Origin of the sequence: Morganella sp. B601, assembly GCF_051172335.1 — a bacterium.
GTDB classification, from domain to species: domain Bacteria; phylum Pseudomonadota; class Gammaproteobacteria; order Enterobacterales; family Enterobacteriaceae; genus Morganella; species Morganella morganii.
In genome coordinates, this window is record NZ_JBPIZE010000012.1 from 1 (window position 1) to 25120 (window position 25120).

The following is a 25120-nucleotide window of genomic DNA, read 5'->3' on the forward strand; positions in this document are numbered from 1 at the left end:
TGTGATATGTCCTGCGAGTGCCCACACAGATTGTCTGATAAATTGTTAAAGAGCAGTTGCAACATTCGCTGCCGTTGCCGGTCTTCTGCGTTGTTGCGAGGCTGCGTATATTACGTTTCCAGCCCCTCCGAGTCAAGCGTTGTTTTTCAACTTTCCGCTTTTTCTCTTTCTGCCGGAACCGCGTGTTATCGCGTTGTTCCGTGTCAGTGGTGGCGCATTATAGGGAGCTTTTCGTTTTGCACAACCTTTTTTTTGAATTTTCTTATTAACTGTCTGTCTTTTGAGCATCATGTCGTATTTTCCGGCAATTATGCCCGAAAGTTGCATTGCCTCCGGTAAACTCTCTCATTAAGATCACCAAAATACATTTATATTCTGAGGTAATTATTGTGAATAAACTCCGTCCCTATCTGACATTAACCCCTTCTGTCGGCAAAAACGTCATGATCGATGACTCCTCCGTCATTATCGGTGATGTGCGTCTGGCTGATGATGTCGGTATCTGGCCGCTGGTTGTTGCCCGGGGAGATGTCAATTACATTCAGATTGGTCAGCGTACCAATATTCAGGACGGTTCCGTATTACATGTCACCCACCAGACGGCAGATAACCCGGCCGGTCACCCGCTGATTATCGGTGAGGATGTTACCGTCGGCCATAAAGTGATGCTGCACGGCTGCACTATCGGTAACCGTGTCCTGGTCGGTATGGGTTCCATTCTGCTGGACGGAGTGGTGGTGGAGGATGATGTGATTATCGGCGCGGGCAGTCTGGTCTCTCCCGGCAAACGTCTGGAAAGCGGCTACCTGTATCTCGGCAGCCCTGCCAAAGCCGCCCGTCCGCTGAAACCGGAAGAATATGAGGGGCTGAAATATTCAGCCAATAACTATGTTATGTGGAAAAATGATTATCTGTCACAGGGCAACTGGTAAGGCGGCTCATCCGCCTCACCTTTTTCAATGAATTCCGCAAACTCTTCCTCCAGATCCCAGCGGTTCCGGCGGAAGAGAACCAGCATATCCTCCCCGGGAGCCTTTCCGTAACGGGATTGCAGGTATTGTGCAGAGACGCGGCAATCCAATAAAAAGCCGTTAATCATCACCGGAAAGACAATGCACTCCCGGTCATCATCCCGTGATTCGCGGTCCGGAAACTGAATGGACTGGTTCATGATGTCATCTTCTGTTTGAGTTTTGTCAGCACCGGTGCAATATCCGGCAATACGCCATGCCATAACCTGAATGCAAAAGCCGCCTGACCAGCCAGCATACCCAGCCCATCAGCATACCGGGTCACACCGTTATCTGCGGCAAGTTGCAGAAAAGGTGTCAGACCGGTACGGTAAAACATATCGTAACAGGCAACAGACGGATTCAGTAATGACAGCGGGATCTGCGGAACCGCGCCGTCCACCCCGGATGATGTGGCATTAATAATCAGTGAAAATCCGGTCGTTCCGGTTTCACTGACCGGCATTGCACTGACTTTTCCGTGACCGGCAAACCGCTCAGCCAGAGACTGCGCTTTGCTGAATGTCCGGTTGGTAACGGTAACAGTGCAACCTGCCTGCAACAGAGACAGCAATGCACCACGGGCCGCGCCACCTGCACCAATCAGCAGAATACTGTCACCGGGACGGATAAACATCAACCGCTGCAAATCAATCACCAGCCCTTCGCCGTCGGTATTATCCCCTGCCAGCCGTTTATCTTCTGTCAGATACAGGGTGTTTACCGCGCCGCAGACCTGTGCCCGTTCACTCAGCTCATCCGCCAGCGCATGCGCCTGCTCTTTAAAAGGCAGTGTAACATTCGCCCCCAGCCCGCCCGCAGCAAAAAATGCAGAGACGCTGTCGCGAAAGCCATCGAGCGGAGAGAGGATCCGTTCATAACTCAGCTCAATACCAAACTGCCCGGCAAATTCCTGATGAATAAAAGGTGACTGGCTGTGTGCAATCGGATGGCCAAAAACGGCAAATTTTTTCATTCCTGGTCCTTTTGGTGTTCTGTCAGCCCTGGCGGTATAACTGCCCTGTCAGTGCATCACGGATCTCAGACGGGTTTTTCCGCCCGCCGACCAGCCCGTCAACCACCGGGATCCGTCCGTTAAACTGTGCATTTACTTCATCAGTTGTCCGGCACGGTTCCAGCCCGCTCAGGTTCGCACTGGTGGAGACCACCGGTTTACCGTATGCCAGACATAATGCTTTGACCACCGGATGATCTGTCACGCGGACAGCCAGCGAGTCAAAACGGCCGGTCAGCCATTTTGGTGTGGAGGGTTTTGCCGGGATCACCCAGGTCACCGGGCCCGGCCAGGAGGCAAACATCGCTTCACGCTGTTCATCTGTCAGCCGTGAGTCATCAATATAAGGTTTTACCTGGTCATAGTTATCTGCGATCAGAATCAGCCCTTTTTCCCACGGACGCTGTTTCAGATCCAGCAGCGCCATCACGGCCTGCTCACTGTCCGGATCACAACCCAGGCCAAAAATAGCCTCTGTCGGATATGCGATAACTTCGTGGTTATTCAGGGCTTTTATAATTGTGTCGAAATTTGCTGTGGTTTGATTATGATTCATCATTATTCTCATTTTGTTCTTTTTGTCGTTTTGCGCAGGCTTTACTCGCACAACTTAATCTTACGCCTGTTGATGCCCTTTTTTCCACCAGCAGCGGATAACCGCAATACTGACATTCACCGGCAACCGGTTTGCTGTTCAGTGAAAACTGGCAGGCCGGATAGCGGTTACAGGCATAAAAAACTTTACCGAACCGTGACTTACGCTGGAGTAACTTACCATCATGACACTGCGGACAGGCCACTGTTGTTTCATCCGGTGAATCAATAGATGCAATATATTCACACTCCGGGAAATTTCCGCAGCCGATAAACATTCCGTAGCGTCCCTGACGCAGCACCAGTGTCCCGCCGCACTGCGGACACAACTGTCCGTCCAGCACTTTGATGATATGTCCGTCAGTACCGGCTTTCAGCGGACGGATGTAATCACATTCCGGATAAGCAGAGCAACCGAAGAAAGGCCCGTGGGCACCATTGCGGATAACCAGCTCTCCGCCGCATTCCGGACAGCATTCCGCCATTGATTTTGACATGATAATTTTACCTTACGCCGATACCGTTCAGTGATGCAGGCGGATGTATCCCCCGCTGACCACGGCTATTTTACCTGATAACTCCAGCTGCAGCAGTTGTGTTGTCACCTCCGTGACCGGCAGCTCACACCGCGCGGCAATAATATCCGCCGGTGTCGGTTCATCATCCACATTAATCAGCACATGTGCAAACGGCAGTTCCTCCTGTACCGGTGTGATGATCACTTCCGGTGTTTCCGGGATCAGCGGCAGCCAGTGCATATCCAGCGCGAGATGATCCGTGATATCAGCCGGTGCTGTCGCAATATAGGCACCCTGCTGCAACAACCAGTGGTTGCCCTCATACGCCGGATTACCAAGCACCGCCGGTAACGTAAATACATCCCGTCCCTGCTCCAGCGCACATTGTGCCGTAATTAATGACCCGCTTCGCCGTCCGGCCTCAATCACAATCAGCAGGCGGCTTAACCCGCTGATTATCCGGTTACGGCGGGGAAAATTTTTGGCCAGCGGCGGCACATCAGGAAAATATTCGGAGATAAGTGCGCCATTTTCTGTAATCTCCACTGCCAGAGACCGGTGCTTTGCGGGATAAATATGAGATAACCCGCTGCCGGATACCGCAACCGTCTTTCCGCCTGATGCCAGCGCCGCCTTATGGCAGCATCCGTCCACTCCCGCAGCCAGACCGCTGGTTATCACCAGATTGTGCTGCACAAGATGCCGGGTAAAACAGCCCGCCCACTTTTCGCCGTAATGGGTAACTGCACGGCTGCCCACCATACTGACCTGCGGGGCAGATAACGCCTCACACTGCCCTGCCACAAAAAGCACAAGCGGGGGGGAATAGATCTGCTTTAATAAAAACGGATAGTGTGGTGATGACAGGGGTAATATCATGTTACCCGGTAAATCAGCCCATATAAGTGCCGTTTTCAGCCTGGATGTATTCACATTCATAAATTGCTGACACTGCACCAGTGTGAGTCCGCACTGATGCAGCTGCTGACGAATCTCACCGTTTTTCTGTGTGCAGGTCTCTGTCAGTATAGTGGCAGCACTGACAGCATGATGTGCACTTAACCGCCTGATACACGCCAGACGTAACCAAATTTCCCTTTCATCCATTGCGCCATCCTGACTGAGCCTGTGATAAAAATGCGGTGTCCGCTGCGGGCAATACTGTCAATCAGGCTGATAACTGTCTAGAATAGACATTAATTTCCATCCATTTTTTAGATAGAACACGAAAAAATCTATGGCGTTATTAACTGTATTACATTATCCCGACGAGCGGCTTCGCAAGATTGCAAAGCCGGTTGAAAAAGTCGATGCCGGCATTCAAAAGATTGTCGATGATATGTTCGAAACCATGTACGACGAAGAAGGTATTGGTCTGGCGGCTACTCAGGTTGATATCCACCAGCGCATTATCGTGATTGATGTGTCAGAAGAGCGGAATGAGCGCCTGGTGCTGATCAACCCGGAACTGCTGGAAAAATCCGGAGAAGCCGGAATCGAAGAAGGTTGTTTATCGATTCCTGAGCAGCGGGCATTCGTACCGCGTGCCGAGCACGTTAAAATCCGGGCGCTGGACTATAACGGCGAGCCTTTCGAGCTGGAAACCGGCGATCTGCTGGCAATTTGTATCCAGCATGAAATGGATCACCTGGAAGGTAAATTATTTGTCGATTACCTTTCCGCTATGAAACGCCAGCGCATCCGTCAGAAAGTCGAAAAACTGGACAGACTCAGAGCCCGGTCTTAATACCCGCAGTCTTTATCTGCCACAGACCGCAGCAGCGCACGGGCACTGTTATTGTTTGTGGCATTATTATTTTTACAGGAAAGCAACGTGTCAGATTCATTACGTATTATCTTTGCAGGAACGCCTGATTTTGCCGCACGTCACCTCGATGCCCTGATTCAGTCAGAGCACAATGTCGTTGGCGTCTTAACCATGCCGGATCGCCCTGCCGGCCGCGGGAAAAAAATCACCGCAGGCCCGGTAAAAGAACTGGCACAGCAGCACGATATTCCTGTTTTCCAGCCCTCCACGCTGCGCAAAGAAGAAAATCACCAGTGGATACGTGACCAACAGGCGGACATTATGATTGTCGTAGCCTACGGGATGATTTTGCCGCAGGCAGTGCTGGATATTCCGCGTCTGGGATGTCTGAATGTTCACGGTTCCCTGTTACCGGCATGGCGTGGTGCGGCGCCTATCCAGCGTGCATTGTGGGCCGGTGATGCCAAAACCGGGGTGACCATCATGCAGATGGATGCCGGTCTGGATACCGGCGATATGCTGTATAAAGCTGAGTGTGATATCACATCAGAAGATACCAGTGCGTCACTGTATGAAAAACTCGCCGGTATCGGCCCGCAGGCACTGTTATATACACTGTCTCTGGTGTGTCAGAATGCACTCCGCCCTGAAAAACAGGATGACACCCTGGTTACCTATGCAGAAAAACTGAGCAAAGAAGAAGCCCGGCTGGACTGGTCTCTTTCTGCCGCACAGTTAGAGCGTTGTATCCGTGCCTTCAATCCGTGGCCAATCAGTTATATGGTGATTGATGAGCAACCTGTGAAAGTCTGGCAGGCCCATGCGATTGCGGAACAGACTTCCGCAGCGCCGGGAACGGTTATCCGTGCGGATAAAAATGGCATTCAGGTTGCCACTGCAGAAGGGATCCTGAATATCACACAGTTACAGCCTGCCGGGAAAAAACCGATGTCAGCCGCTGATATTCTGAATTCCCGCAAAGAATGGTTTACCCCGGGAAATTCACTGTAATTTTGTTTCATAACCGGCATTCCCTGCGTGGTATGCCGGTCCCCCTTTCTCTTTATCGCTTGCCGGCATACCGGAATCACAATGAAAAACAGCTATAACTTACGCAGCATTGCTGCCCGTATCATCAGCCAGGTCCTGGATCAGGGACAGTCACTCAGCGCACTTCTGCCTGAATATCAGCGGGATATCAACCCGAAAGATAAAGCATTGCTGCAGGAATTATGTTTTGGTGTGATGCGGGTGCTGCCGGAGCTTGAATGGTACAGCCAGCAACTGATGGCAAAACCGCTGACCGGTAAGCAGCGGGTACTGCATTATCTGATTCTGGTCGGTTTTTATCAGCTCCGTTATACACGGATCCCGGCACACGCCGCACTATCCGAAACGGTTGACGGTGCTGTGGCACTGAAAAAACCACAGCTGAAAGGACTGATTAACGGGGTGCTGCGTCAGTTCCAGCGTCAGGAGCAGGTGCTGTCCGAACGCTTTGCCAATAATGAAAGCCGCTGGCTGCATCCGAAGTGGCTGTTATCCCGTATTCAGGCGGCATATCCTGAAAACTGGGAAGCCGTTATTACGGCAAATAATGAAAAACCGCCGATGTGGCTCCGGGTTAACCGTAACCATCACTCCGCTCAGGAATATCAGGCGCTGCTGGCAGAAAAAAATATTGAAGCCTTTTATAATCCGGCCTATCCGGATGCTTTGCGTCTGGCAGCTCCCTGCCCGGTCACTGATCTGCCGGGGTTTGCCGATGGCTGGGTCACCGTGCAGGACAGCTCCGCACAGGGCTGTGCATTACTGCTTGATCCGAAAAATGATGAGGCTATTTTAGATTTGTGCGCGGCACCCGGCGGAAAGACCACCCACATTTTAGAGATAGCTCCCCGCGCTCATGTCATGGCTGTTGATGTGGATAAACAACGCTTAACCCGTGTCAATGAGAATTTACAACGGCTTAAACAAAACGCGGTGGTGAAAACCGGTGACGGTCGTTATCCGGAGCAATGGGCAGAATCGCAGACATTTGATCGCATTTTGCTGGATGCACCTTGCTCCGCGACCGGCGTTATCCGCCGCCATCCGGACATTAAATGGTTGCGCCGTGATAATGACATTAATGAGCTGGCTGCACTGCAACGGGAAATTCTGGACGCTGTCTGGCCTTATCTCAAACCCGGCGGCACACTGGTCTATGCAACCTGCTCGGTATTACCGGAAGAGAATATTCATCAGATAAATAATTTCCTCTCTTCGCATCGTGATGCTGTATTAACCGATACACCGGCAACAGGCTACCAGATGCTGCCGGATGCGCAGAGCGGAGACGGATTTTTTTACGCTAAACTGGTTAAACAGGCACTTCCTGCCTGATAAACAACCCGGACGATCATTTATATGAAAATTATTATTCTCGGTGCCGGTCAGGTCGGTGGCACACTGGCAGAAAACTTAGTGGATGAAAACAACGATATTACTGTTGTGGATACCAACCCAGACAGGCTGCGTCAGTTACAGGATAAATTCGATCTCCGGGTAATAAACGGTGCCGGCTCTCATCCGCGGGTACTGCGGGAAGCGGGCGCGGAAGACGCGGATATGCTCGTCGCAGTGACCAACTCCGATGAAACCAATATGATCGCCTGTCAGGTTGCATACACGCTGTTCAATACGCCAAATAAGATCGCCCGTATCCGATCTTCTGAATATGTCCGGGAAGCTGATAAATTATTTTTACCGGAAGCGATCCCGATCGATCACCTGATCGCCCCCGAGCAGTTAGTGATCGACAGTATCTATAAGCTTATTCAGTACCCCGGTGCTCTCCAGGTTGTGAATTTTGCCGAAGGGCGCGTCAGTATTGTCGCCGTGAAAGCCTATTACGGCGGCTCGCTGGTCGGAAACGCCCTTTCCAGCCTGCGCGAGCATATGCCGCATATTGAAACCCGGGTTGTGGCTATCTTCCGCCAGGACAGACCGATTCGTCCGCAGGGTTCAACCATCATCGAAGCCGGTGATGAAGTATTCTTTGTTGCCGCATCCGAGCATATCCGTGCAGTAATGAGTGAATTACAGCGGCTGGAAAAACCGTATAAGCGGATCATGATTGTCGGCGGCGGGAACGTCGGTGCCGGTCTGGCACTGCGTATCGAGAAAGACTATAACGTCAAACTGATCGAACATAACGCCAACCGGGCAACCGACCTCGCGGAACTGCTGCATGACACTATTGTTTTTTATGGAGATGCATCTGACCAGGAATTATTAGCAGAAGAACATATTGAGCAGGTTGATGTCTTTATTGCCCTGACCAACGATGACGAAGCCAATATTATGTCCGCGATGCTCGCCAAGCGCATGGGGGCCAAAAAAGCAATGGTGCTTATCCAGCGCAGTGCCTATGTGGATCTGGTTCAGGGTGGTGTGATTGATATCGCTATCTCCCCGCAGCAGGCTACCATTTCTGCATTACTCGGCCATGTGCGTAAAGCTGATATTGTCAGCGTATCGTCATTACGCCGCGGTGTTGCTGAGGCGATTGAGGCTATCGCACATGGCGATGAAAATACGTCAAAAGTCGTCGGACGCAAAATTGCCGATATTAAGCTCCCGCCGGGCACAATTATTGGGGCGATTGTCAGAGATGAGCAGGTTATTATTGCGAATGACGAGCACAGTATTGAACAGGGAGACCATGTCGTACTGTTCATTACTGACAAGCGCCACGTACCCGAGGTGGAGAAGCTCTTCCAGCCAAGTCCGTTCTTCTTATAAATAAGTACTTAATATTTTGATAGTAAATACTATTGATTTATACTTGAGAATGACAACTTGTTAACATTTTGGGTAAGGAAAAGGGTATGAGCTTCATAAAAGAGTTTCGTGAATTTGCGATGCGCGGCAATGTCGTTGATATGGCTGTCGGTATCATTATCGGTGCGGCATTCGGCAAAATTGTGTCCTCATTAGTTGCTGATGTCATCATGCCACCACTCGGTTTACTGATCGGCGGGATCGACTTCAAGCAATTTGCCGTTGTGTTGCGGGAAGCCAGCGGAAATGTGCCTGCTGTTGTACTGAATTATGGTGTATTCCTGCAAACCGTCTTTGATTTCGTTATCGTTGCGTTTGCTATCTTCATTGCCATCAAAATGCTGAATAAATTACGCCGCGAACAGGCTGAAGCACCTGCTGAGCCGCCGGCACCGTCAGCCGAAGAAACATTACTGACTGAAATCCGTGATTTATTAAAAGAACAAAAGAAATAATAAACTAAAAAGCCAGTAGTAAAAGATTATCTAATCGTTTACTACTGGCCTCCCGGTAATCTGCCTTGTTGTGTTTTTCTTTCCGGTTGTAACTCCCTTTACCTTTCTTATTTTTTTCTACTCTCTGCCGGAACAGCGGATCGGATAGCAGTGCTTCCAGGGCGTTATCTTGTATTACGCCACGCTTGTGAGCATATTTTGTCATAGTAACCTCATTGATTATGTTTACTCTCTTTTTGTGAACAGCCACAGGGCTCTGTCGCACCTTGTTCCAGGATCTCCAGAATGGTGCATTGTGAACTGACATGTGCCGTTCCGCAACAGGCATCACTCAGCATCTTCAGAGAATCCCGCATTCGCTGCATTTCGACTAACTTCGTTTCCACATCTTTCAGCCGATCATCCACAATTTGCTTTGATTCACGGCAGGTGTGATGTTCAGGATCAACCCGGATCGATAACAGTTCCGTGATCGCTTCCAGTGTAAACCCTAATTGTTTTGCATACCGGATAAAGCGCAGCCGGTGCAGATCCTGCTCAGTATACAAACGATAGCCGCCATCCGTTCGGGTCTGATGATCCATCATGCCCTGTTTTTCATAAAAACGGATCGTATCCGGTGTCACTTCTGCAAGTTTTGCTAACTGACCAATTCGGTACATCGGCAACCTCCTGACATCATCTGGCCTGAAGCCATCATATCAGAATAGTAAAATGTTGTATGTCATTGGCAGAGATATGGGGCTGAGGAAAGTAACTTCAAGGGCAGGATTAACAGAAATAAAAAAACCGGGTAAAAACCCGGTTTTTTTACGCAGTAACAGATTACTCTGCTGCTGCTTCAGTCTGGGATTCAGCGCGGTCAACAAGCTCAATGTAAGCCATTGGAGCATTGTCACCAGCACGGAAACCACATTTCAGAATGCGGGTGTAACCACCTGCACGCTGAGCGAAACGTGGTCCCAGCTCGTTGAACAGTTTTGCCACGATTTCGTTATCACGAGTACGGGCGAATGCTAAACGACGGTTAGCAACGCTATCCGTTTTAGCCAGGGTAATCAACGGCTCAACAACGCGACGCAGTTCTTTTGCCTTAGGCAAAGTCGTCTTGATAATTTCGTGACGAACTAAAGAACCGGCCATGTTACGAAACATAGCTTGGCGATGGCTGCTGTTGCGGTTCAATTGACGACCACTCATACGATGGCGCATGACCTTATCCTTCTCAGTAAAACCTTAACCTGTGATCTTATTCGTCAGCAATACTTGCCGGCGGCCAATTTTCCAGACGCATGCCCAGAGATAAGCCGCGAGATGCCAGAACGTCCTTAATTTCAGTAAGAGATTTCTTACCGAGGTTAGGGGTTTTGAGCAACTCAACTTCTGTACGCTGTACCAGATCACCGATGTAGTGGATTGCTTCTGCCTTGAGACAGTTAGCAGAGCGGACAGTCAATTCGAGATCGTCTACTGGGCGCAGTAAAATCGGATCGAATTCTGGTTTTTCTTCTTTCACTTCCGGCTGACGAACATCACGTAAGTCAACGAAAGCTTCCAGTTGTTCGGCCAGAATGGTTGCCGCACGACGAATTGATTCTTCTGGATCAATCGTGCCGTTGGTTTCCATTTCGATAACCAATTTATCCAAGTCGGTACGCTGCTCAACACGTGCTGCTTCAACATTGTAAGCAATACGCTCAACTGGGCTGTAGCACGCGTCTACTAACAGACGACCGATTGGGCGCTCATCTTCTTCCGAATGAATTCGGGCAGAAGCTGGAACATAACCACGACCACGCTGAACTTTGATGCGCATATTAATAGATGCGCCTTCGTCAGTGAGATGGCAAATTACATGCTCCGGCTTGACGATTTCAACATCACCGTCATGGATGATGTCGGCTGCAGTCACAGGGCCAATGCCAGATTTATTCAGAGTTAAGATGACTTCATCTTTTCCCTGAAGTTTTACCGCCAGCCCTTTCAGGTTGAGCAGAATTTCCAGGATATCTTCCTGTACACCTTCTTTAGTGCTGTACTCATGGAGTACACCATCAATCTCAACCTCAGTTACCGCACAACCCGGCATAGACGAAAGCAGAATACGGCGCAGTGCGTTACCCAGAGTATGGCCAAAGCCACGCTCTAATGGTTCAAGGGTCACCTTGGCGTGCGTCGAACTGATTTGCTCGATATCAACCAGGCGCGGTTTAAGAAACTCTGTCACAGAACCCTGCATTGTGTCCTCTCTTTGGTGCTAAGCCTTACTTAGAGTAAAGCTCGACGATCAGGTGCTCGTTAATATCAGCAGAAAGGTCAGTACGCTCAGGAATACGTTTGAACACACCTTCCATTTTCGCAGCATCAACTTCCAACCAAGTTGGTTTTTCACGCTGCTCAGCCAGCTCTAAAGCAGCCTTAATACGAGACTGTTTTTTCGCTTTTTCACGAATGCTGATTACGTCGTTAGGGGAAACCTGATAAGAAGCAATGTTTACAACACGGCCATTTACCATGACAGCTTTGTGGCTGACGATCTGACGTGCTTCTGCGCGGGTAGCGCCAAAGCCCATACGATAAATAACGTTGTCTAAACGGCCTTCCAGCAGAGACAGCAGGTTTTCACCTGTGTTGCCTTTCAGACGAGTTGCTTCTTTATAGTAGTTACGGAACTGACGTTCCAGCACGCCGTACATACGACGAACTTTTTGTTTTTCACGTAACTGAACACCATAATCAGACAGACGCGGTTTACGGGCGCCGTGCTGGCCTGGTGCTTGATCTAATTTACACTTGGTGTCAATCGCGCGAACACCAGACTTCAGGAAGAGGTCTGTTCCTTCGCGACGGCTCAGCTTGAGCTTCGGACCCAAATATCTAGCCATTTTCTTTCTCCAACTATCCTAAAAAACGTGAGGGCGATTAGACGCGACGTTTTTTCGGAGGACGACAACCGTTATGAGGGATCGGAGTCACATCAGTAATGTTAGTGATGCGGAAACCAGCCGCGTTTAATGCGCGAACGGTTGACTCACGGCCAGGACCAGGTCCTTTAACCATAACTTCCAGATTCTTAATACCGTACTCTTTCACAGCCTCTGCGCAACGTTCTGCTGCAACCTGTGCTGCGAATGGAGTTGATTTACGAGAACCACGGAAACCGGAACCACCGGCAGTTGCCCAACCTAATGCGTTACCCTGACGGTCAGTAATGGTAACGATTGTGTTGTTGAAAGAAGCATGGATATGAGCCACACCGTCAGAGACTTGTTTTCTTACACGCTTACGTGCACGAACAGGTGCTTTTGCCATTATAAGATTCCCCGATTATTTCTTGATCGGCTTACGCGGACCCTTACGGGTACGTGCGTTAGTCTTCGTACGCTGACCGCGTACCGGAAGACCACGACGATGGCGTAAACCACGATAGCAACCAATGTCCATAAGACGTTTGATGCTGAGGGTCACTTCACGGCGCAGGTCACCTTCTACAACGTATTTAGCAACTTCGTCACGCAGTTGGTCGATTTGCTCTTCAGACAGCTCACTGATCTTAACATCTTCAGCAATACCCGTTGCTTTACAGATAGCCTGTGAACGGGTTAAGCCGATGCCGAAAATTGCAGTTAATGCAATAACAGCATGTTTATGATCAGGAATGTTAATGCCTGCTATACGGGCCACTATGCACTCCTAAAAATTTTGGGGTAATACTGATCTGAAAAGCCCGTTTTCAGGATACTCAAACAGTAGAACCACGTTTAATAAAAAGATTGGCTGGCTAATTTAGCCAGCTCAATCCAACTTTGCAAGAAAAATATGCTTTTTATTAGCCTTGACGCTGTTTATGCTTAGGCTCAGCACTGCAAATCACGCGCACGACACCGTGACGCTTAACGATTTTGCAGTTACGGCATAATTTCTTGACGGAAGCACGAACTTTCATTTTTACTCTCCGTAACTTCTAAAGCAAACCGAATTAACGGTTATAACCTTTGAGGTTTGCTTTTTTCAATGCAGACTCGTACTGACTTGACATCATCAGAGTTTGCACTTGAGCCATAAAGTCCATGATGACCACAACCACGATTAAGAGGGAAGTACCACCAAAGTAGAAAGGTACTTTCATTGCGTCACGCATGAACTCCGGGATTAGGCAGATAAAGGTAATATATAACGCGCCAACTAAAGTTAAACGAGTCATTACTTTATCGATGTACTTGGCCGTTTGCTCTCCCGGACGAATTCCTGGTACAAATGCACCGGACTTCTTCAGGTTATCTGCTGTTTCTCTTGGATTAAATACCAGTGCGGTATAGAAGAAACAGAAGAATATGATTGCAGAGGCATAAAGTAACACATAGAGCGGCTGGCCTGGCTGCAGATACATAGAAATTGTCGTCAGCCAATCCCAGCCAGTACCATCACCGAACCAAGATGCAATTGTACCAGGGAACAGGATAATACTGGAAGCGAAAATCGCAGGAATTACACCCGCCATATTCACTTTCAACGGTAAGTGTGTACTTTGTGCCGCGTAAACACGGCGGCCTTGCTGACGTTTGGCATAGTTAACGACGATACGACGCTGACCACGCTCCATAAAGACAACAAAGCAAGTAACCGCAAATACCAAGACTGCAACCAATAGCAACAGGAGGAAGTGCAGTTCGCCTTGACGAGCTTGCTCAATGGTATGGCCAATTGCTGACGGAAGACCCGCAACAATACCGGCGAAGATAATGATCGAAATACCGTTACCGATACCACGTTCAGTAATCTGCTCACCCAGCCACATCAGGAACATAGTCCCTGTCACCAAACTCACAACAGCCGTGAAGTAGAATGCAAAGCCGGGGTTAATAACCAGGCCCTGCATACCTGGCATATTCGGTAAGCCCATCGCGATACCAACAGACTGGAACACCGCGAGGACTAACGTACTATACCGGGTGTACTGGCTAATCTTACGACGACCAGCTTCCCCTTCTTTCTTAATCTCCGCCAGGCGCGGATTCACCACGCTCAGCAGCTGGATAATAATCGATGCCGAAATGTACGGCATGATACCCAGCGCAAAGATTGAAGCACGACTCAACGCACCACCAGAGAACATGTTAAACATCTCAATGATGGTGCCTTGTTGTTGTTCGAGCAATTTCGCAAGAACAGTGGCATCAATACCAGGGATAGGAATGAAAGAGCCAATACGGAAAACAATCAGTGCGCCGAGCACAAACAGTAAACGACGCTTTAACTCACCTATTCCGCCTTTAGCACTTTGGAAATCTGTACCTGGTTGCTTTGCCATCTGTTACTTATTCCTCGATTTTACCGCCAGCAGCTTCGATAACAGCACGAGCGCCTTTAGTAACACGCAGGCCGCGTACAGTAACTGCACGAGTCAGTTCACCAGACAGGAACACTTTCGCGTACTCAATCTGTGGACCAATAACGTTTGCGGCTTTCAATACATTAAGATCGATAACATCGCCTTCGATCAGCTGAAGATCAGATAAACGGATCTCAGCAGTGACCATCGCTTTACGTGAAGTAAAGCCGAATTTTGGCAGACGACGATATAAAGGCATCTGGCCACCTTCAAACCCACGACGTACGCCACCGCCAGAACGAGAGCTCTGACCTTTGTGACCACGACCTGCAGTTTTACCGAGACCGGAACCAATACCACGACCTACACGTTTTGGTGCGTGTTTAGCACCTGCTGCCGGAGACAGAGTATTTAATTGCATCTGTTACTCCTCAACTTTAACCATATAGGAAATACGATTAACCATACCACGGACCGCTGGTGTATCTTCGCGTTCTACAGTGTGGCCAATATGACGCAGACCTAAACCGACCAGAGTTGCCTTATGTTTTGGCAGACGGCCGATTGAGCTGCGGGTTTGTGTAATTTTAATTGTCTTAGCCATGGTCCATTACCCCAGAATTTCTTCGACGGATTTACCACGCTTAGCTGCAACCATTTCCGGAGACTTCATGCTGTCTAAAGCATCCAGTGTTGCACGAACAACGTTAATTGGGTTCGTGGAACCATAAGTTTTAGCCAGGACGTTACGAACACCGGCAACTTCAAGAACAGCACGCATTGCACCACCGGCAATAATACCGGTACCTTCGTGAGCAGGCTGCATAAACACGCGGGAACCGGTGTGTGTGCCTTTCACTGGGTGGAATAATGTGCCGTTGTTAAGTGCAACGGTTTTCATGTTGCGACGGGCTTTTTCCATCGCTTTCTGGATTGCTGCCGGAACTTCGCGTGCTTTGCCGTAACCAAAACCAACGCGGCCGTTGCCATCACCCACTACAGTCAGTGCGGTGAAGCTAAAGATACGACCACCTTTAACGGTTTTAGATACGCGGTTTACCGCGATCAGCTTTTCCTGCAGTTCGCCAGCCTGTTTTTCGATGTGTGCCATCTTACACCTCTACCTTAGAACTGTAGGCCAGCTTCACGGGCAGCATCTGCCAGTGCCTGGACTCGACCATGATATTGGAAACCTGAACGGTCAAAGGATACTGCTTTGATTCCTTTTTCCAGTGCGCGCTCAGCAATAGCTTTACCTACTGCGATTGCGGCATCTTTGTTTCCGGTGTATTTAACTTGTTCGCTGATAGCTTTTTCAACAGTAGAAGCGGCCACCAACGTTTCAGAACCGTTTGGTGCAATAACCTGCGCATAGATATGGCGAGGGGTACGATGTACCACCAGGCGGGTTGCACCCAGTTCCATAAGCTTGCGGCGTGCGCGGGTCGCACGACGGATACGAGCTGCTTTCTTATCCATAGTGTTACCTTACTTCTTCTTAGCCTCTTTAATACGCACGACTTCGTCGGCGTAGCGAATACCTTTACCTTTGTAAGGTTCAGGGCGACGATAGGCGCGTAAGTCTGCTGCGATCTGACCAATAACCTGCTTATCAGCACCTTTCAGTACGATTTCAGTTTGGGTCGGACATTCAGCAGTAACGCCAGCCGGCAGTTTGTGCTCTACCGGGTGAGAGAAACCTACAGACAGGTTTACCACATCACCTTTAACGGCTGCACGATAACCAACACCTACCAGTTGCAGCTTCTTAGAGAAGCCTTCGGTAACACCAACAACCATAGCGTTAACCAGTGCACGAGTTGTACCAGCCTGTGCCCATGCGTCGGTATAACCGTCACGCGGACCAAAGGTTAACTGGTTGTCTGCATGTTTAACTTCTACAGCGTTGTGGATATTACGGCTCAGCTCGCCGTTTTTACCCTTAATCGAAATAACCTGACCGTTGAGTTTTACCTCTACGCCGGCAGGAATGACGACGGGTGCTTTTGCCACACGAGACATTCTTTCCTCCCGAATTATGCTACGTAGCAGAGAATCTCGCCACCAAGACCAGCCTGGCGAGCTGCACGATCAGTCATTACACCTTTAGATGTAGAAACAACTGCGATACCCAGACCTGCCATAACTTGTGGCAGTTCGTCTTTGCGCTTATAAATACGCAGACTTGGGCGGCTTACGCGCTGGATGCTTTCTACAACAGCCTTACCCTGGAAATACTTAAGAGTCAGTTCCAGTTCTGGCTTGATGTCGCCTTCGATTTTAAAATCTTCAATATAACCTTCTTCCTTCAGCACGTTGGCAATTGCCACTTTCAGCTTGGAGGAAGGCATGGTGACCGCAACTTTGTTCGCGGCCTGACCGTTACGGATACGGGTCAGCATATCCGCGATGGGATCTTGCATGCTCATCTGTCTTTACTCCCGTGATTCAATATGGTGACAATTACCAGCTAGCTTTCTTAAGGCCCGGGATTTCACCGCGCATAGCGGCTTCACGGACTTTAATACGGCTTAAGCCAAACTTCCGCAGAAAACCGTGTGGACGCCCGGTTTGGCGGCAACGGTTACGCTGACGGGAAGGACTGGAATCACGTGACAGAGATTGAAGCTTCAGAACAGCATCCCAACGATCGTCATCTGATGCGTTGACATCGGAGATGGTAGCTTTCAGTTCTGCGCGTTTTGCGAAGAATTTCTCAGCTAATTTTGCACGTTTTACATCACGTGCTTTCATAGATTTCTTAGCCATGAATACCCTGCCTTACTTGCGAAACGGGAAGTTAAACGCTGATAACAGTGCGCGACCTTCATCATCAGATTTCGCGGTGGTAGTGATAGTAATATCAAGACCACGAACACGATCCACTTTATCGTAATCGATTTCAGGGAAGATGATTTGTTCACGTACGCCCATGCTGTAGTTACCGCGACCATCGAAAGACTTAGCGGACAAGCCACGGAAGTCACGAATACGTGGTACAGCAATAGAAATCAGTCGCTCAAAGAACTCCCACATGCGTTCGCCACGCAGAGTTACTTTACAGCCGATTGGATAGCCCTGGCGGATTTTGAAGCCTGCAACAGATTTGCGTGCTTTGGTGATCAATGGTTTCTGACCAGAGATTGCTGCTAAGTCAGCTGCTGCATTATCCAGCAGTTTTTTATCAGCAATTGCTTCACCAACACCCATATTCAGGGTGATCTTCTCGACCCGAGGGACTTGCATGACAGAATTGTAGTTAAACTGAGTCATCAGTTGTTTAACTACTTCGTCTTTGTAGTAATCATGCAGTTTCGCCATCGTATACTCCAAAAATTACTTGATAGTTTCGCTGTTAGACTTGAAGAAACGGACTTTTTTGCCGTCTTCGAATCTAAAACCTACACGGTCAGCCTTGCCGGTTGCCGCATTGAAGATTGCAACGTTAGAAACCTGAATTGCAGCTTCTTTTTCAACGATGCCACCTGGTTGGTTCAGGGCCGGAACCGGCTTCTGATGTTTCTTAACCAGATTGATACCTTCAACGATAACTTTACCAGAAGAAAGAACCTGTTTTACTTTACCGCGCTTACCTTTATCTTTGCCGGTCAGCACGATAATTTCGTCATCACGACGGATTTTCGCTGCCATAGTTCCGCTCCTTAGAGTACTTCAGGTGCCAGTGAGATAATTTTCATAAACTTCTCGTTACGAAGTTCACGAGTTACCGGCCCAAAAATACGCGTACCGATAACTTGCTCGCTGTTATTGTTTAACAATACACAAGCGTTGCTATCGAAGCGAATGACAGAACCGTCAGGGCGACGTACACCCTTCTTGGTGCGCACCACTACTGCCTTCAGAACATCACCTTTTTTTACTTTACCGCGCGGAATTGCTTCCTTGATGGTAATTTTGATAATGTCGCCTACAGCTGCGTAGCGACGGTGCGAGCCACCTAGAACCTTGATACACATTACGCGACGTGCACCGGAGTTATCGGCCACGTTCAGCATAGTCTGTTCTTGGATCATTTTAGTGCTCCGCTAAATGTCAACTACTACTGAGCCACTCTTACTAAAAAGAGAGGCCGTCCAAATACCCATATTACGAGGGCGCGGCATTATAACACCACATCTTCGTTATGGATAGAAAAAAATAAACGGCTCTAAAGCCGAGCCGTTTATTCTACATCAGAAAGCAGTGCTGTTACAGTACAGCTTTCTCTACGACGCGAACCAGGGTCCAGGACTTAGTCTTAGACAGTGGACGGGTTTCGCGGATTTCTACCACGTCACCGATACCACATTCATTGTTCTCGTCATGTACGTGCAGTTTAGTCGTACGACGGATGAACTTACCATACAGAGGGTGTTTCACCATACGCTCGATAGTCACAACAATGGATTTCTCCATTTTGTCACTAACAACACGACCTTGCAGAGTACGGATTTTATCGGTCATTACGCACCCGCCTTCTCAGTCAATAAAGTCTTAACACGTGCAATATTACGACGCACTTGTTTTAACAGATGAGACTGTTGTAACTGGCCGCTTGCCGCTTGCATACGCAGGTTAAATTGTTCGCGCAGCAGGTTCAGCAGCTCAGTGTTCAGCTCTTCAACGCTTTTTTCGCGCAGCTCTTTCGCTTTCATTACATCACCGTCTTAGTTACAAAGGTGGTTTTGATAGGCAGTTTAGCTGCTGCCAGCTTGAATGCTTCACGAGCAAGCTCTTCCGATACGCCGTCCATTTCATACAGGACTTTACCCGGCTGGATTAAGGCAACCCAATACTCCACGTTACCTTTACCTTTACCCATACGCACTTCAAGAGGCTTTTCAGTGATAGGTTTGTCCGGGAACACACGGATCCAGATTTTACCCTGACGCTTAACTGCACGGGTCATAGCACGACGTGCTGCTTCGATCTGACGTGCAGTCAGACGACCACGGCCAACAGCTTTCAGACCATAAGTGCCGAAGCTCACATCCGCGCCGGCTGCCAGACCGCGGTTACGGCCTTTGTGCACTTTACGGAATTTTGTACGCTTTGGTTGTAACATTCAGCGACTCTCCTTTACTTACGGCCTTTACGCTGCTGTTTTTTAGGTTGAGCAGCCGGTTTTTCCGCCTGTTCAACTGCAGCCATGCCACCCAGAATCTCACCTTTGAAGATCCACACTTTAACACCGATAACACCATAAGTAGTCTGAGCTTCAGAGGTGTTATAATCGATGTCTGCACGCAGGGTATGCAGAGGCACACGGCCTTCGCGATACCACTCAGTACGTGCGATTTCAGCACCGCCTAAACGGCCGCTGACTTCGACTTTGATACCTTTAGCGCCTAAACGCATAGCATTCTGTACCGCACGCTTCATAGCACGACGGAACATAACACGACGTTCCAGCTGTGAAGTGATGCTGTCAGCAACTAATTTTGCGTCCAGTTCAGGTTTACGTACTTCGGCAATATTGATCTGCGCAGGAACGCCAGCGATATCTGAAACGCTTTTGCGCAGTTTTTCAACGTCTTCACCTTTCTTACCGATCACGATGCCAGGGCGTGCAGTGTGAATAGTCACACGGATGCTCTTAGCAGGACGCTCGATAACGATGCGTGATACTGACGCTTTTTCCAGTTCTTTAGTTAAGTACTTACGTACTTTAAAGTCGCTGTCCAGGTTGTCAGCGAATTCTTTGGTGTTCGCAAACCAGGTAGAGTTCCAAGGTTTAACAATACCCAGGCGAATACCATTTGGATTTACTTTCTGACCCATTGCTAGTCTCCAGGTATCAGCGATCGGACACAACCACAGTGATGTGGCTGGTGCGCTTAAGAATACGATCTGCACGACCTTTAGCACGAGGCATGATGCGCTTCATGGTTGGGCCGTCGTCAACGAAAATTTTCGCTACTTTCAGATCATCGATGTCAGCGCCATCGTTGTGTTCTGCGTTAGCAATAGCAGACTCCAGGACTTTCTTCACTAAACCAGCAGCTTTCTTGTTGGTAAAGGTTAAAATTTCCAGAGCTTGCGACACTTTCTTACCGCGGATCAGGTCAGCCACCAGGCGAACCTTCTGAGCAGAAGAACGAGCGTGGCGATGCATAGCAATAGTTTCCATCTCTTCCTCCTACCTTATTTCTTTTTGGCTTTTTTATCAGCCGCATGGCCGCGATAAGTACGGGTCGGCGCGAATTCACCCAGTTTGTGACCAACCATTTCGTCGGTAACGTAAACCGGAACATGCTGACGACCATTATGGACAGCGATGGTCAAACCGATCATGTTAGGAAAGATCGTTGAACGACGGGACCAAGTCTTAACAGGCTTTTTGTCACCGCTTTCCACCGCTTTCTCTACCTTCTTCAGCAAGTGCAGGTCAATAAAAGGACCTTTCTTGAGAGAACGTGGCATGGCTTATCCTCTAATTATTTCTTAGTACGACGATGAACGATGAAGTGTTCAGTGCGTTTGTTTTTACGAGTCTTCTTACCTTTGGTCTGAACGCCCCATGGTGTTACAGGGTGTTTACCAAAGTTACGACCTTCACCACCACCATGTGGGTGGTCTACCGGGTTCATCGCAGTACCGCGAACGGTAGGGCGAATACCACGCCAGCGGCTTGCACCAGCTTTACCCAGAACGCGCAGCATGTGTTCAGCGTTACCCACTTCACCTAAAGTCGCGCGGCAGTCTGAAGGAACTTTACGCATTTCACCGGAACGCAGACGAATAGTGACATAAGCACCATCGCGCGCAACGATCTGAACGTAAGTACCGGCAGAACGTGCCAGCTGGCCGCCTTTACCTGGTTTCATTTCTACGTTATGAACAGTAGAACCAACCGGGATGTTGCGCATTGGCAGAGCGTTACCCGCTTTGATTGCAGCATCAACACCAGACTGGATTTGATCACCAGCTTTCAGGCCTTTAGGAGCCAGGATGTAACGGCGTTCACCGTCTTTGTATAATACCAGAGCAATATTTGCTGAACGGTTTGGATCATATTCCAGACGTTCTACAACAGCCGGGATACCGTCTTTGTTACGTTTAAAGTCAACAATACGGTAATTTTGCTTGTGACCACCACCAATATGACGGGTAGTGATACGGCCATTGTTGTTACGACCACCAGACTTGTTGTTTTTCTCAAGCAGTGGTGCGTAAGGTTTGCCCTTGTGAAGCTCAGGGTTAACCACTTTAACGACGTGGCGACGGCCCGGAGACGTAGGTTTACATTTAACAATTGCCATTGTTCTTTACTCCTCCGACTTACTCAGCGCCGCCGACGAAGTCCAGATTCTGGCCTTCCTGCAGGGTGACGTAAGCTTTTTTCCAGTCGCTACGACGACCGAAACGCTGACCGTGGCGCTTCACTTTGCCTTTAACCAGCAGAGTGTTAACACCTTCAACTTTGACTTCGAACAGTTTTTCAACTGCAGCTTTGATTTCAGCTTTAGTCGCGTCTTTAGCAACTTTGAGCACGATGGTATTTGTTTTTTCCATCGCGGTAGACGCTTTTTCAGATACATGCGGCGCGCGCAGTACTTTCAGCAGACGTTCTTCACGGATCATGCCAGCATCTCCTCAACTTGCTTAACTGCTTCAGCAGTCATCACTACTTTACCGAACGCGATCAGACTGACCGGATCGATTGCAGTGACATCACGCACATCAACCTTGTACAGGTTGCGAGCTGCTAAGAACAGGTTCTCATCAACTTCGTGTGTGACGATCATCACGTCTTCCAGAGCCATATCTTTCAATTTCTGTACCAGCAGCTTGGTTTTAGGTGCTTCTACAGCAAATTTTTCGACAATGATCAGACGATCCTGACGTACCAGTTCGGACAGGATGCTTTTCAGCGCGCCGCGGTACATCTTTTTGTTAACTTTTTGACTGTGGTCCTGTGGTTTCGCTGCAAAAGTGATACCACCAGAGCGCCAGATTGGGCTCTTAACTGAACCAGAGCGGGCACGACCAGTACCTTTTTGACGCCATGGTTTTTTACCAGACCCAGTAACTTCAGCACGAGTTTTCTGAGCACGTGTACCTTGACGAGCACCAGCTGCATACGCAACAACTACTTGATGGACAAGCGCTTCATTGAAATCACGCCCGAAGGTAGTTTCGGAAACAGTCAGCGCGCTTTGCGCGTCTTTCATTACCAATTCCATTCCTATCTCCTCGACGTTAAGCCTTGACAGCTGGTTTAACAATCAGGTTGCTACCGGTTGCACCCGGGACAGCACCTTTTACCAGCAGCAGGTTACGCTCAGCGTCAACGCGAACGACATCCAGGCTCTGAACGGTTACACGTTCGTTACCCAGCTGACCTGCCATTTTCTTGCCTTTAAATACCTTACCCGGAGTCTGGTTCTGACCAATAGAACCCGGAACACGGTGAGACAAGGAGTTACCATGAGTAGCATCCTGAGTACGGAAGTTCCAGCGCTTTACAGTACCGGCGAAGCCCTTACCTTTAGATGTACCAGTAACGTCAACTTTCTTAACGTCAGCGAAAATTTCAACGCTGATGTTCTGGCCAACAGTGAACTCTTCACCTTCTGACAGGCGGAATTCACGTAACAGGCGACCAGCTTCAACACCAGCTTTTGCGAAATGTCCTGCTTCAGGTTTGTTCACGCGGTTAGCTTTTTTGCTGCCGGTGGTAACCTGAATAGCACGATAACCGTCAGTTTCGTCAGATTTAACCTGAGTAACGCGGTTATTTTCGATTTCGATAACAGTAACAGGGATTGACACACCTTCTTCAGTGAAGATGCGGGTCATACCCACTTTTTTACCGACTAAACCAATCATTGTTTCAACCTCTCAATCAATTGATACCTGATTAACCCAGGCTGATCTGCACGTCAACGCCGGCAGCCAGATCCAGACGCATCAGAGCATCAACGGTTTTTTCAGTTGGCTCAACGATGTCAACCAGACGTTTGTGAGTGCGAATTTCGTACTGATCGCGCGCATCTTTGTTGACGTGCGGAGAGATCAGAACGGTAAAACGCTCTTTACGGGTCGGCAGCGGGATAGGACCACGAACTTGCGCACCAGTGCGCTTAGCAGTCTCTACGATTTCCGCAGTTGATTGATCGATCAGACGATGATCAAAAGCTTTAAGGCGGATACGGATTCTTTGGTTCTGCATGAGACCAGAGCTCCAACTATTTTATAAACGTAAAAAATTACTCCTCGCACCCATTTCGATTGACGGGGGAGTGTAATCGTTCTCGATGTAATCCCCATATCGGGGATATTTTCATGAACAGCTAAAAAACATACTGTCCAATGCTGGTATCAACCAGGCTTGCACAATTGGCAAGCCCGCGCATTATACGTGAATGAGCCCTGAAAGCAAGCCGCAAACCGGGATTTGTGCAAATTATCTCCGGCGCCATGACAAAAAATCAAAAAAGAAAAACCGCCGCGGGTTTCCCTGCCGGCGGTTCTGCACATTGCTTACTTCAGTGATTATTTCTCTGTTTTTTATTCTGTGTCTGCGTCCGCCATCTGTGCCTGCTGATAGTTCTGCAGACCCACACGGGCTATCAGATCCAGCTGGGTTTCCAGCCAGTCGATATGAGACTCCTCTTCCGCCAGTATTTTTATCATCAAATCACGGCTGACATAATCATGTTTGGAATCGGCATAGGCAATGGCTTCACGTAAATCTTTGGCGCCATCCAGTTCCAGCTGAAGATCAGACTTCAGCATTTCTTCAACATCTTCGCCGATATGAAGTTTACCGAGATCCTGAAGGTTCGGGATCCCTTCCAGAAATAAGATACGCTCAATGTATTCATCAGCGTGTTTCATCTCATCAATGGATTCTTCATATTCTTTGTTATTGAGTTTAATCAGACCCCAGTTTTTGAACATGCGGGCATGCAGAAAATACTGGTTAATAGCAACCAGTTCATTTCCCAGCAATTTGTTCAGATGCGAGATCATTTTTTTATCGCCTTTCATGTACCCTCCTTTGTTTCCTGTCTGTTCAGTATAGACACAGGAAATAATTCACGGAGTGATTACGGTGACAAAATAGCGATACAGTTCAAAATTCCGGCGGGTTTCAGAGAGAAGATTCAGGCGACGCGGTCAACCGGGACAGACATATGCTCTTCTGCAATAACGGCTTTGGCGTGGCGGATACATTTGCCGCATTCAGTACCGACAGGGATAATTTTACGCAGTTCACCGATGGAATGAACCTTATTCTGGCGCACGGCATTCCGGATGGCTTTATCACTGATGGCATTACACAAACATACGTACATATCATTCCTCCTGACTGCGGTAAAGAGTAAATGATAATCAGTATTATTACAATTGCGATTGTGTAAATTTTGTCAGCAGTTGCCGGAAAGCAGGCATAAAAAAAGAGAGCCGCAGCTCTCTTTTTAATAATCAGCGGGGAATTAACCCATCACTTTCGCTACAACACCCGCGCCAACGGTACGGCCGCCTTCACGGATTGCGAAACGCAGACCATCGTCCATTGCGATTGGGTGGATCAGGGTGACGATCATTTTGATGTTGTCGCCCGGCATTACCATTTCAACGCCTTCCGGCAGTT

At 48.8% G+C, this 25120-nt stretch carries 44 protein-coding genes and 1 pseudogene; 6 read left to right on the forward strand and 39 right to left on the reverse strand.

Annotation, left to right across the window (positions count from 1 at the left end; all coding sequences use genetic code 11):
- Positions 1–132: 132 nt before the first annotated feature.
- On the reverse strand, positions 133–327 hold the full coding sequence (locus ACSBQN_RS18825; RefSeq protein ID WP_024474926.1) for a hypothetical protein: 195 nt from the start codon (positions 325–327) through the stop codon (positions 133–135).
- 59 nt (positions 328–386) lie between these two features.
- On the opposite strand from ACSBQN_RS18825, the gene ACSBQN_RS18830 reads away from it, so the two are divergent.
- Positions 387–932, forward strand: coding sequence for a gamma carbonic anhydrase family protein (locus ACSBQN_RS18830; RefSeq protein WP_354633317.1), 546 nt, complete (start codon positions 387–389; stop codon positions 930–932).
- Here ACSBQN_RS18830 and ACSBQN_RS18835 read toward each other — a convergent pair.
- From ACSBQN_RS18835 to dprA, 5 genes are read right to left on the reverse strand one after another with little or no spacing between them, the layout of a single operon-like run.
- Positions 908–1171 (reverse strand): DUF1488 domain-containing protein, encoded by a 264-nt coding sequence (locus tag ACSBQN_RS18835; RefSeq protein ID WP_354633091.1) that lies wholly within the window; start codon positions 1169–1171, stop codon positions 908–910. The genes ACSBQN_RS18830 and ACSBQN_RS18835 overlap by 25 nt on opposite strands.
- The gene (gene aroE, locus ACSBQN_RS18840) at positions 1168–1986 is read right to left on the reverse strand and encodes a shikimate dehydrogenase (protein ID WP_024474929.1); all 819 of its coding nucleotides are present in this window, start codon (positions 1984–1986) and stop codon (positions 1168–1170) included. The genes ACSBQN_RS18835 and aroE overlap by 4 nt, the downstream gene beginning before the upstream one ends.
- A gap of 22 nt (positions 1987–2008) precedes the next feature.
- Positions 2009–2581, reverse strand: coding sequence for an L-threonylcarbamoyladenylate synthase type 1 TsaC (tsaC, locus tag ACSBQN_RS18845; RefSeq protein ID WP_434991797.1), 573 nt, complete (start codon positions 2579–2581; stop codon positions 2009–2011).
- Positions 2571–3116, reverse strand: coding sequence for a DNA topoisomerase family protein (locus tag ACSBQN_RS18850; protein WP_024474931.1), 546 nt, complete (start codon positions 3114–3116; stop codon positions 2571–2573). The genes tsaC and ACSBQN_RS18850 overlap by 11 nt, the downstream gene beginning before the upstream one ends.
- A gap of 27 nt (positions 3117–3143) precedes the next feature.
- Positions 3144–4244 (reverse strand): DNA-processing protein DprA, encoded by a 1101-nt coding sequence (dprA, locus tag ACSBQN_RS18855; RefSeq protein ID WP_024474932.1) that lies wholly within the window; start codon positions 4242–4244, stop codon positions 3144–3146.
- A 130-nt stretch (positions 4245–4374) separates the two neighbouring features.
- Here dprA and def point away from each other — a divergent pair, with 130 nt between their 5' ends.
- From def to mscL, 5 genes are all read left to right on the forward strand, one after another.
- Positions 4375–4884 carry a peptide deformylase gene (def, locus tag ACSBQN_RS18860; RefSeq protein ID WP_004238602.1) on the forward strand — a complete coding sequence of 170 codons (510 nt, stop codon included), beginning with the start codon at positions 4375–4377 and terminating at the stop codon, positions 4882–4884.
- Between the two features lie 87 nt (positions 4885–4971).
- A complete protein-coding gene (gene fmt, locus ACSBQN_RS18865; RefSeq protein WP_354633089.1) occupies positions 4972–5916 on the forward strand; it encodes a methionyl-tRNA formyltransferase in 945 nt (314 codons plus the stop codon).
- An 81-nt stretch (positions 5917–5997) separates the two neighbouring features.
- Entirely contained in the window at positions 5998–7290 is a 1293-nt protein-coding gene (rsmB, locus tag ACSBQN_RS18870; RefSeq protein ID WP_024474935.1) for a 16S rRNA (cytosine(967)-C(5))-methyltransferase RsmB, read from the forward strand.
- Positions 7291–7314: 24 nt separating this feature from the next.
- Positions 7315–8691 (forward strand): Trk system potassium transporter TrkA, encoded by a 1377-nt coding sequence (gene trkA, locus ACSBQN_RS18875; RefSeq protein ID WP_004238605.1) that lies wholly within the window; start codon positions 7315–7317, stop codon positions 8689–8691.
- An 86-nt stretch (positions 8692–8777) separates the two neighbouring features.
- On the forward strand, positions 8778–9185 hold the full coding sequence (gene mscL / locus ACSBQN_RS18880) for a large-conductance mechanosensitive channel protein MscL (protein ID WP_024474936.1): 408 nt from the start codon (positions 8778–8780) through the stop codon (positions 9183–9185).
- 4 nt (positions 9186–9189) lie between these two features.
- Here mscL and ACSBQN_RS18885 read toward each other — a convergent pair whose 3' ends face one another.
- The 33 genes and pseudogenes from ACSBQN_RS18885 to tuf form a co-directional block, all read right to left on the reverse strand.
- Positions 9190–9390, reverse strand: a complete 201-nt coding sequence (locus ACSBQN_RS18885) for an alternative ribosome-rescue factor A (protein ID WP_015422329.1) — start codon at positions 9388–9390, stop codon at positions 9190–9192.
- 7 nt (positions 9391–9397) lie between these two features.
- Positions 9398–9847, reverse strand: a complete 450-nt coding sequence (gene zntR / locus ACSBQN_RS18890; protein ID WP_004238607.1) for a Zn(2+)-responsive transcriptional regulator — start codon at positions 9845–9847, stop codon at positions 9398–9400.
- Between the two features lie 163 nt (positions 9848–10010).
- Entirely contained in the window at positions 10011–10397 is a 387-nt protein-coding gene (gene rplQ, locus ACSBQN_RS18895) for a 50S ribosomal protein L17 (protein WP_015422330.1), read from the reverse strand.
- 37 nt (positions 10398–10434) lie between these two features.
- Positions 10435–11424, reverse strand: a complete 990-nt coding sequence (locus ACSBQN_RS18900) for a DNA-directed RNA polymerase subunit alpha (protein ID WP_004238609.1) — start codon at positions 11422–11424, stop codon at positions 10435–10437.
- Positions 11425–11449: 25 nt separating this feature from the next.
- The gene (gene rpsD, locus ACSBQN_RS18905; RefSeq protein ID WP_015422331.1) at positions 11450–12070 is read right to left on the reverse strand and encodes a 30S ribosomal protein S4; all 621 of its coding nucleotides are present in this window, start codon (positions 12068–12070) and stop codon (positions 11450–11452) included.
- Positions 12071–12107: 37 nt separating this feature from the next.
- Entirely contained in the window at positions 12108–12497 is a 390-nt protein-coding gene (rpsK, locus tag ACSBQN_RS18910; protein WP_003863312.1) for a 30S ribosomal protein S11, read from the reverse strand.
- Positions 12498–12512: 15 nt separating this feature from the next.
- On the reverse strand, positions 12513–12869 hold the full coding sequence (gene rpsM, locus ACSBQN_RS18915) for a 30S ribosomal protein S13 (protein WP_004242250.1): 357 nt from the start codon (positions 12867–12869) through the stop codon (positions 12513–12515).
- Between the two features lie 145 nt (positions 12870–13014).
- A complete protein-coding gene (rpmJ, locus tag ACSBQN_RS18920; RefSeq protein WP_015422332.1) occupies positions 13015–13131 on the reverse strand; it encodes a 50S ribosomal protein L36 in 117 nt (38 codons plus the stop codon).
- Between the two features lie 33 nt (positions 13132–13164).
- Complete coding sequence (secY, locus tag ACSBQN_RS18925; protein WP_004238612.1) at positions 13165–14496, reverse strand: preprotein translocase subunit SecY; 1332 nt, start codon at positions 14494–14496, stop codon at positions 13165–13167.
- 7 nt (positions 14497–14503) lie between these two features.
- Positions 14504–14938 carry a 50S ribosomal protein L15 gene (gene rplO, locus ACSBQN_RS18930; protein ID WP_004242249.1) on the reverse strand — a complete coding sequence of 145 codons (435 nt, stop codon included), beginning with the start codon at positions 14936–14938 and terminating at the stop codon, positions 14504–14506.
- Between the two features lie 3 nt (positions 14939–14941).
- A complete protein-coding gene (rpmD, locus tag ACSBQN_RS18935) occupies positions 14942–15121 on the reverse strand; it encodes a 50S ribosomal protein L30 (protein WP_004238614.1) in 180 nt (59 codons plus the stop codon).
- 6 nt (positions 15122–15127) lie between these two features.
- The gene (gene rpsE, locus ACSBQN_RS18940) at positions 15128–15628 is read right to left on the reverse strand and encodes a 30S ribosomal protein S5 (RefSeq protein ID WP_004238615.1); all 501 of its coding nucleotides are present in this window, start codon (positions 15626–15628) and stop codon (positions 15128–15130) included.
- Positions 15629–15642: 14 nt separating this feature from the next.
- Entirely contained in the window at positions 15643–15996 is a 354-nt protein-coding gene (rplR, locus tag ACSBQN_RS18945; RefSeq protein ID WP_004238616.1) for a 50S ribosomal protein L18, read from the reverse strand.
- Positions 15997–16005: 9 nt separating this feature from the next.
- A complete protein-coding gene (gene rplF / locus ACSBQN_RS18950) occupies positions 16006–16539 on the reverse strand; it encodes a 50S ribosomal protein L6 (protein WP_004238617.1) in 534 nt (177 codons plus the stop codon).
- A gap of 14 nt (positions 16540–16553) precedes the next feature.
- Positions 16554–16946 carry a 30S ribosomal protein S8 gene (gene rpsH, locus ACSBQN_RS18955; RefSeq protein ID WP_004242248.1) on the reverse strand — a complete coding sequence of 131 codons (393 nt, stop codon included), beginning with the start codon at positions 16944–16946 and terminating at the stop codon, positions 16554–16556.
- A 34-nt stretch (positions 16947–16980) separates the two neighbouring features.
- The gene (rpsN, locus tag ACSBQN_RS18960) at positions 16981–17286 is read right to left on the reverse strand and encodes a 30S ribosomal protein S14 (RefSeq protein WP_434991796.1); all 306 of its coding nucleotides are present in this window, start codon (positions 17284–17286) and stop codon (positions 16981–16983) included.
- Between the two features lie 12 nt (positions 17287–17298).
- On the reverse strand, positions 17299–17838 hold the full coding sequence (gene rplE, locus ACSBQN_RS18965) for a 50S ribosomal protein L5 (protein WP_004238621.1): 540 nt from the start codon (positions 17836–17838) through the stop codon (positions 17299–17301).
- Positions 17839–17853: 15 nt separating this feature from the next.
- A complete protein-coding gene (rplX, locus tag ACSBQN_RS18970; RefSeq protein ID WP_004238623.1) occupies positions 17854–18168 on the reverse strand; it encodes a 50S ribosomal protein L24 in 315 nt (104 codons plus the stop codon).
- A gap of 11 nt (positions 18169–18179) precedes the next feature.
- Positions 18180–18551 (reverse strand): 50S ribosomal protein L14, encoded by a 372-nt coding sequence (rplN, locus tag ACSBQN_RS18975; RefSeq protein ID WP_015422333.1) that lies wholly within the window; start codon positions 18549–18551, stop codon positions 18180–18182.
- Between the two features lie 175 nt (positions 18552–18726).
- On the reverse strand, positions 18727–18981 hold the full coding sequence (gene rpsQ / locus ACSBQN_RS18980; RefSeq protein WP_015422334.1) for a 30S ribosomal protein S17: 255 nt from the start codon (positions 18979–18981) through the stop codon (positions 18727–18729).
- Positions 18981–19172 (reverse strand): 50S ribosomal protein L29, encoded by a 192-nt coding sequence (gene rpmC, locus ACSBQN_RS18985; protein WP_004238624.1) that lies wholly within the window; start codon positions 19170–19172, stop codon positions 18981–18983. The genes rpsQ and rpmC overlap by 1 nt, the downstream gene beginning before the upstream one ends.
- A complete protein-coding gene (gene rplP / locus ACSBQN_RS18990; protein WP_004238625.1) occupies positions 19172–19582 on the reverse strand; it encodes a 50S ribosomal protein L16 in 411 nt (136 codons plus the stop codon). Before rplP ends, rpmC begins: the two co-directional genes overlap by 1 nt.
- Before the next feature lie 14 nt (positions 19583–19596).
- Positions 19597–20298 (reverse strand): 30S ribosomal protein S3, encoded by a 702-nt coding sequence (rpsC, locus tag ACSBQN_RS18995; RefSeq protein WP_004238626.1) that lies wholly within the window; start codon positions 20296–20298, stop codon positions 19597–19599.
- Positions 20299–20314: 16 nt separating this feature from the next.
- The gene (gene rplV / locus ACSBQN_RS19000; protein ID WP_004238627.1) at positions 20315–20647 is read right to left on the reverse strand and encodes a 50S ribosomal protein L22; all 333 of its coding nucleotides are present in this window, start codon (positions 20645–20647) and stop codon (positions 20315–20317) included.
- A 14-nt stretch (positions 20648–20661) separates the two neighbouring features.
- Positions 20662–20940: a 30S ribosomal protein S19 gene (gene rpsS / locus ACSBQN_RS19005; protein WP_015422335.1), complete on the reverse strand. Its 279-nt coding sequence runs from the start codon at positions 20938–20940 to the stop codon at positions 20662–20664.
- A 14-nt stretch (positions 20941–20954) separates the two neighbouring features.
- Entirely contained in the window at positions 20955–21779 is an 825-nt protein-coding gene (gene rplB / locus ACSBQN_RS19010) for a 50S ribosomal protein L2 (RefSeq protein WP_004238630.1), read from the reverse strand.
- A gap of 19 nt (positions 21780–21798) precedes the next feature.
- On the reverse strand, positions 21799–22101 hold the full coding sequence (rplW, locus tag ACSBQN_RS19015) for a 50S ribosomal protein L23 (RefSeq protein ID WP_004238631.1): 303 nt from the start codon (positions 22099–22101) through the stop codon (positions 21799–21801).
- Positions 22098–22703, reverse strand: a complete 606-nt coding sequence (gene rplD, locus ACSBQN_RS19020) for a 50S ribosomal protein L4 (protein ID WP_024474937.1) — start codon at positions 22701–22703, stop codon at positions 22098–22100. Before rplD ends, rplW begins: the two co-directional genes overlap by 4 nt.
- Before the next feature lie 16 nt (positions 22704–22719).
- Positions 22720–23349, reverse strand: a complete 630-nt coding sequence (gene rplC / locus ACSBQN_RS19025) for a 50S ribosomal protein L3 (protein ID WP_004238634.1) — start codon at positions 23347–23349, stop codon at positions 22720–22722.
- A gap of 31 nt (positions 23350–23380) precedes the next feature.
- Positions 23381–23692 (reverse strand): 30S ribosomal protein S10, encoded by a 312-nt coding sequence (gene rpsJ / locus ACSBQN_RS19030; RefSeq protein WP_001181005.1) that lies wholly within the window; start codon positions 23690–23692, stop codon positions 23381–23383.
- 338 nt (positions 23693–24030) lie between these two features.
- On the reverse strand, positions 24031–24513 hold the full coding sequence (gene bfr, locus ACSBQN_RS19035) for a bacterioferritin (protein WP_004238635.1): 483 nt from the start codon (positions 24511–24513) through the stop codon (positions 24031–24033).
- Positions 24514–24629: 116 nt separating this feature from the next.
- Positions 24630–24821 carry a bacterioferritin-associated ferredoxin gene (gene bfd / locus ACSBQN_RS19040; protein WP_004238636.1) on the reverse strand — a complete coding sequence of 64 codons (192 nt, stop codon included), beginning with the start codon at positions 24819–24821 and terminating at the stop codon, positions 24630–24632.
- 141 nt (positions 24822–24962) lie between these two features.
- Positions 24963–25120: pseudogene (gene tuf, locus ACSBQN_RS19045) on the reverse strand (elongation factor Tu); the annotation flags it as partial.

Excerpts from the sequence above, each read along its gene's own strand:
- ACSBQN_RS18825 (WP_024474926.1), bottom strand. The coding sequence starts at position 327 with ATGCAACTTTCGGGCATAATTGCCGGAAAATACGACATGATGCTCAAA.
- ACSBQN_RS18835 (WP_354633091.1), bottom strand. The coding sequence starts at position 1,171 with ATGAACCAGTCCATTCAGTTTCCGGACCGCGAATCACGGGATGATGAC.
- aroE (WP_024474929.1), bottom strand. The coding sequence starts at position 1,986 with ATGAAAAAATTTGCCGTTTTTGGCCATCCGATTGCACACAGCCAGTCA.
- tsaC (WP_434991797.1), bottom strand. The coding sequence starts at position 2,581 with ATGAATCATAATCAAACCACAGCAAATTTCGACACAATTATAAAAGCC.
- ACSBQN_RS18850 (WP_024474931.1), bottom strand. The coding sequence starts at position 3,116 with ATGTCAAAATCAATGGCGGAATGCTGTCCGGAATGCGGCGGAGAGCTG.
- dprA (WP_024474932.1), bottom strand. The coding sequence starts at position 4,244 with ATGGATGAAAGGGAAATTTGGTTACGTCTGGCGTGTATCAGGCGGTTA.
- def (WP_004238602.1), top strand. The coding sequence starts at position 4,375 with ATGGCGTTATTAACTGTATTACATTATCCCGACGAGCGGCTTCGCAAG.
- rsmB (WP_024474935.1), top strand. The coding sequence starts at position 5,998 with ATGAAAAACAGCTATAACTTACGCAGCATTGCTGCCCGTATCATCAGC.
- trkA (WP_004238605.1), top strand. The coding sequence starts at position 7,315 with ATGAAAATTATTATTCTCGGTGCCGGTCAGGTCGGTGGCACACTGGCA.
- mscL (WP_024474936.1), top strand. The coding sequence starts at position 8,778 with ATGAGCTTCATAAAAGAGTTTCGTGAATTTGCGATGCGCGGCAATGTC.
- ACSBQN_RS18885 (WP_015422329.1), bottom strand. The coding sequence starts at position 9,390 with ATGACAAAATATGCTCACAAGCGTGGCGTAATACAAGATAACGCCCTG.
- zntR (WP_004238607.1), bottom strand. The coding sequence starts at position 9,847 with ATGTACCGAATTGGTCAGTTAGCAAAACTTGCAGAAGTGACACCGGAT.
- rplQ (WP_015422330.1), bottom strand. The coding sequence starts at position 10,397 with ATGCGCCATCGTATGAGTGGTCGTCAATTGAACCGCAACAGCAGCCAT.
- ACSBQN_RS18900 (WP_004238609.1), bottom strand. The coding sequence starts at position 11,424 with ATGCAGGGTTCTGTGACAGAGTTTCTTAAACCGCGCCTGGTTGATATC.
- rpsD (WP_015422331.1), bottom strand. The coding sequence starts at position 12,070 with ATGGCTAGATATTTGGGTCCGAAGCTCAAGCTGAGCCGTCGCGAAGGA.
- rpsK (WP_003863312.1), bottom strand. The coding sequence starts at position 12,497 with ATGGCAAAAGCACCTGTTCGTGCACGTAAGCGTGTAAGAAAACAAGTC.
- rpmJ (WP_015422332.1), bottom strand. The coding sequence starts at position 13,131 with ATGAAAGTTCGTGCTTCCGTCAAGAAATTATGCCGTAACTGCAAAATC.
- secY (WP_004238612.1), bottom strand. The coding sequence starts at position 14,496 with ATGGCAAAGCAACCAGGTACAGATTTCCAAAGTGCTAAAGGCGGAATA.
- rplO (WP_004242249.1), bottom strand. The coding sequence starts at position 14,938 with ATGCAATTAAATACTCTGTCTCCGGCAGCAGGTGCTAAACACGCACCA.
- rpmD (WP_004238614.1), bottom strand. The coding sequence starts at position 15,121 with ATGGCTAAGACAATTAAAATTACACAAACCCGCAGCTCAATCGGCCGT.
- rpsE (WP_004238615.1), bottom strand. The coding sequence starts at position 15,628 with ATGGCACACATCGAAAAACAGGCTGGCGAACTGCAGGAAAAGCTGATC.
- rplR (WP_004238616.1), bottom strand. The coding sequence starts at position 15,996 with ATGGATAAGAAAGCAGCTCGTATCCGTCGTGCGACCCGCGCACGCCGC.
- rplF (WP_004238617.1), bottom strand. The coding sequence starts at position 16,539 with ATGTCTCGTGTGGCAAAAGCACCCGTCGTCATTCCTGCCGGCGTAGAG.
- rpsH (WP_004242248.1), bottom strand. The coding sequence starts at position 16,946 with ATGAGCATGCAAGATCCCATCGCGGATATGCTGACCCGTATCCGTAAC.
- rpsN (WP_434991796.1), bottom strand. The coding sequence starts at position 17,286 with ATGGCTAAGAAATCTATGAAAGCACGTGATGTAAAACGTGCAAAATTA.
- rplE (WP_004238621.1), bottom strand. The coding sequence starts at position 17,838 with ATGGCGAAACTGCATGATTACTACAAAGACGAAGTAGTTAAACAACTG.
- rplX (WP_004238623.1), bottom strand. The coding sequence starts at position 18,168 with ATGGCAGCGAAAATCCGTCGTGATGACGAAATTATCGTGCTGACCGGC.
- rplN (WP_015422333.1), bottom strand. The coding sequence starts at position 18,551 with ATGATCCAAGAACAGACTATGCTGAACGTGGCCGATAACTCCGGTGCA.
- rpsQ (WP_015422334.1), bottom strand. The coding sequence starts at position 18,981 with ATGACCGATAAAATCCGTACTCTGCAAGGTCGTGTTGTTAGTGACAAA.
- rpmC (WP_004238624.1), bottom strand. The coding sequence starts at position 19,172 with ATGAAAGCGAAAGAGCTGCGCGAAAAAAGCGTTGAAGAGCTGAACACT.
- rplP (WP_004238625.1), bottom strand. The coding sequence starts at position 19,582 with ATGTTACAACCAAAGCGTACAAAATTCCGTAAAGTGCACAAAGGCCGT.
- rpsC (WP_004238626.1), bottom strand. The coding sequence starts at position 20,298 with ATGGGTCAGAAAGTAAATCCAAATGGTATTCGCCTGGGTATTGTTAAA.
- rplV (WP_004238627.1), bottom strand. The coding sequence starts at position 20,647 with ATGGAAACTATTGCTATGCATCGCCACGCTCGTTCTTCTGCTCAGAAG.
- rpsS (WP_015422335.1), bottom strand. The coding sequence starts at position 20,940 with ATGCCACGTTCTCTCAAGAAAGGTCCTTTTATTGACCTGCACTTGCTG.
- rplB (WP_004238630.1), bottom strand. The coding sequence starts at position 21,779 with ATGGCAATTGTTAAATGTAAACCTACGTCTCCGGGCCGTCGCCACGTC.
- rplW (WP_004238631.1), bottom strand. The coding sequence starts at position 22,101 with ATGATCCGTGAAGAACGTCTGCTGAAAGTACTGCGCGCGCCGCATGTA.
- rplD (WP_024474937.1), bottom strand. The coding sequence starts at position 22,703 with ATGGAATTGGTAATGAAAGACGCGCAAAGCGCGCTGACTGTTTCCGAA.
- rplC (WP_004238634.1), bottom strand. The coding sequence starts at position 23,349 with ATGATTGGTTTAGTCGGTAAAAAAGTGGGTATGACCCGCATCTTCACT.
- rpsJ (WP_001181005.1), bottom strand. The coding sequence starts at position 23,692 with ATGCAGAACCAAAGAATCCGTATCCGCCTTAAAGCTTTTGATCATCGT.
- bfr (WP_004238635.1), bottom strand. The coding sequence starts at position 24,513 with ATGAAAGGCGATAAAAAAATGATCTCGCATCTGAACAAATTGCTGGGA.
- bfd (WP_004238636.1), bottom strand. The coding sequence starts at position 24,821 with ATGTACGTATGTTTGTGTAATGCCATCAGTGATAAAGCCATCCGGAAT.